The sequence below is a fragment of the Nitrososphaera sp. AFS genome (assembly GCF_009898475.1).
Lineage (GTDB): Archaea > Thermoproteota > Nitrososphaeria > Nitrososphaerales > Nitrososphaeraceae > Nitrosopolaris.
This window is the reverse complement of sequence record NZ_QURE01000114.1, coordinates 10,091-12,674: the sequence shown is the minus strand read 5'-3', so window position 1 is coordinate 12,674 and position 2,584 is coordinate 10,091. Positions and strand designations below refer to the sequence as shown.

Here is a 2,584-nt window from a genome sequence, read left to right as displayed (position 1 = left end):
CCATGAACCCTCTAGTTGCACCTGAAAATCTGCCATCAGTAACCATGGCCACTTTTTCTCCAAGCCCCTGACCTACAAGTGCAGCAGTAACAGCCAGCATTTCTCTCATACCAGGACCGCCCTTGGGCCCCTCATACCTTATCACGACAAAATCGCCTTCGACAATTTTACTTTTGGATATGGCCTCAAAGGCGTCTTCTTCAGCTCCGAAAACTCGAGCTCTACCAACAAATTTGCTGGACGTCAGTCCGGCTATCTTAATAACAGCACCTTCAGGAGCAAGTGAGCCCTTGAGGATTGTCAGGGTACCAACATCATGAATCGGTTTTTCTATAGGTTTTACTATACTCTGCTTTGAATAGTAGCCATTATAATATGACGACTGCTCCTGCCCGTCAGAAGGGAATTGAAATTTGATTGATTCAAGATTTTGTTTCATGGTCTTGCATGTAACGGTCATGACATCTCCATTGAGCAAACCCTTCTTTAACAAACTCTTTAAGATTATAGGTATGCCACCAATCTTGTCTAAATCCAACATTACGTATGATCCGCCAGGTCGCATATCCGCGATATGAGGCGTTTGCATTCTAATCCTTTCGAAATCCTGTATTTTGAGTTTGACTCCTACTTCTCTTGAAAGGGCCAACAAATGTAGAACTGAATTTGTCGATCCGCCTATAGCATTGGCCATCGCAATAGCATTCTCAAAAGCCTCAAAAGTTAAGATATCTTTGGGACGGATGTTATTTTCAATTAATTCGAAAATAGCCTTGCCTGTATTGTAGCATATCTCAGATCTTCTATCACTCTCAGCTGGGGCTGATGCACTTCCAGGCAGGGCCATACCTATTGCTTCACTTATTGAGGCCATGGTGTTGGCTGTATACATTCCTGCGCAAGATCCTGCTGATGGGCAAGCTACGTTTTCTAAACTGAGAAGCTGAGCACTGGTCATTTTACCGGCCTCGACCATACCCACTGCCTCATAGACATCCTGTATGGTAACTGACTTTCCGTTCCAATCCCCCGGTAAGATCGTACCACCATAGACAAAGATTGCTGGTAGATTCAGCCTGGCCATGCCCATTAAAGACCCCGGTAAGCTTTTATCACATCCTGAAATACCAACAATTGCGTCATATTGATGGGCTCTCATCATTACTTCTATTGAATCAGCTATAATCTCTCTGCTTACAAGCGATGCTTTCATTCCTTCATGGCCCATCGCAATTCCATCTGAGACTGCAATAGCCGTGAATTCCCTAGGAGTACAGCCAGCACTCTTGACTCCTTGCTTTGCACTTTGGGCTAGCTTACATAAATGAATATTACACGGAGTAGCTTCATTACAAGTCGAAGATACACCAACGATGGGCTTTTGGAGATCTTCGTCTGTGAGGCCCATTGCCTTATACATGGCCCTGTGTGGAGCCCTTGCAGATCCTTGAACTACGCCTCTACTAGGTAATACCATCCTTTGTTTAGCTCAAAGTTAATATTTTAACATTCTGAGACATTCTGAGGCACATCATCTGGTATTAACTAGCTGCAGCAGCAACCCGTAACAGGAAACCTTGCGTCCAGGATGGGCGCAACGAAGGGTGTTTTGAAATCAGTTGTTACGACCCTTTTCAATCGGCTCGTTTGTATAAGCCTTTAATCTACTCCAGAGTAGCTATTATTTTAACCGAATCTAATCCTTCCATCTTAAACAGAGTTTCGCACATTCCACAAACAGCATTGCCACTGGTAAGTTCGTTAGCAGTAATTTCCTCGTTCAAGTATTCGCATTTTGGACACCGAAATGAAAAATTGACGTCAAAGTTCTCGAGCTCGACTGTTTCAGCCATAGATTATGAATTAGGACAATTTAATATATTTAGGGTTATCTGAAGGCCAATTAGAAGTCAAAGTTGGGATTCTTATACGGCTAGTCAAGGAAATGATAACACAGCTTAACACATAATAATAAGTAATGCCACCCAATCAACTACATGTGGGCAGATGTGGCAGAGTGGTCTTCTCGAAAGTGGCCAAATGGCTCCGGGAACACAAAAATGCGTCGGCCTTGAGTTAGACTATTATTTTTTGTATGTAATAGGGCTGAAAGCTAGCCGATTCGCCCTCGGGCGATCAGGAGTTCAAATCTCCTCATCTGCGCCACTTATTCCATTGCTTCTGCAAAGCTTTTGTCCGAGCCTCTCGGCTGATGTTTTTCTCTTACTTTTTGGCTGTGTTCGGATCTTATACGCCGGTCAAGCTTTGATATTAGTTCCTTAACTGCGCTTAATGGATCATAGCCAACAGCTTGCGCATCAATAACGCCCTTAGCAGTAATTAATCTAGCTCTTACAGAATATTTCCTTGACTTGTGCTTATCCGCATAGACGATCACTGACTGAACATTCTCGAGTTTTCCCTGAATTTTCTTCAAAAACCTTGACAAGTGTTCCTCGATGGTACTGCGAGCATCGCCTTCAATATGTGCAACGTGGATACTTGGATTTCTGCTTTTAGGGAGTGTCATTTCTAGAGCGTCTCTAGGAGTAACAATGCCAATCGGTCTTTTGTCCCCTACCAC

General features: G+C 43.5%; 3 protein-coding genes and 1 tRNA gene. 1 reads left to right on the top strand and 3 read right to left on the bottom strand.

Features of this window, described 5'->3' with window-relative positions; genetic code table 11:
* Positions 1-1,477, bottom strand: a 1,477-nt coding sequence (ilvD, locus tag DYY65_RS10370) for a dihydroxy-acid dehydratase (RefSeq protein WP_162477888.1), incomplete at its 3' end; no start/stop codon positions are given.
* Positions 1,478-1,664: 187 nt separating this feature from the next.
* Positions 1,665-1,853, bottom strand: coding sequence for a hypothetical protein (locus DYY65_RS10365; protein WP_162477887.1), 189 nt, complete (start codon positions 1,851-1,853; stop codon positions 1,665-1,667).
* A gap of 150 nt (positions 1,854-2,003) precedes the next feature.
* Between DYY65_RS10365 and DYY65_RS10360 the strand changes: the two genes are divergently transcribed.
* Positions 2,004-2,166 (top strand) — tRNA-Ser (locus DYY65_RS10360).
* Position 2,167: 1 nt separating this feature from the next.
* Here the strand turns inward: DYY65_RS10360 and DYY65_RS10355 are convergent.
* Positions 2,168-2,584, bottom strand: a 417-nt coding sequence (locus DYY65_RS10355; RefSeq protein ID WP_162477886.1) for an HPF/RaiA family ribosome-associated protein, incomplete at its 5' end; no start/stop codon positions are given.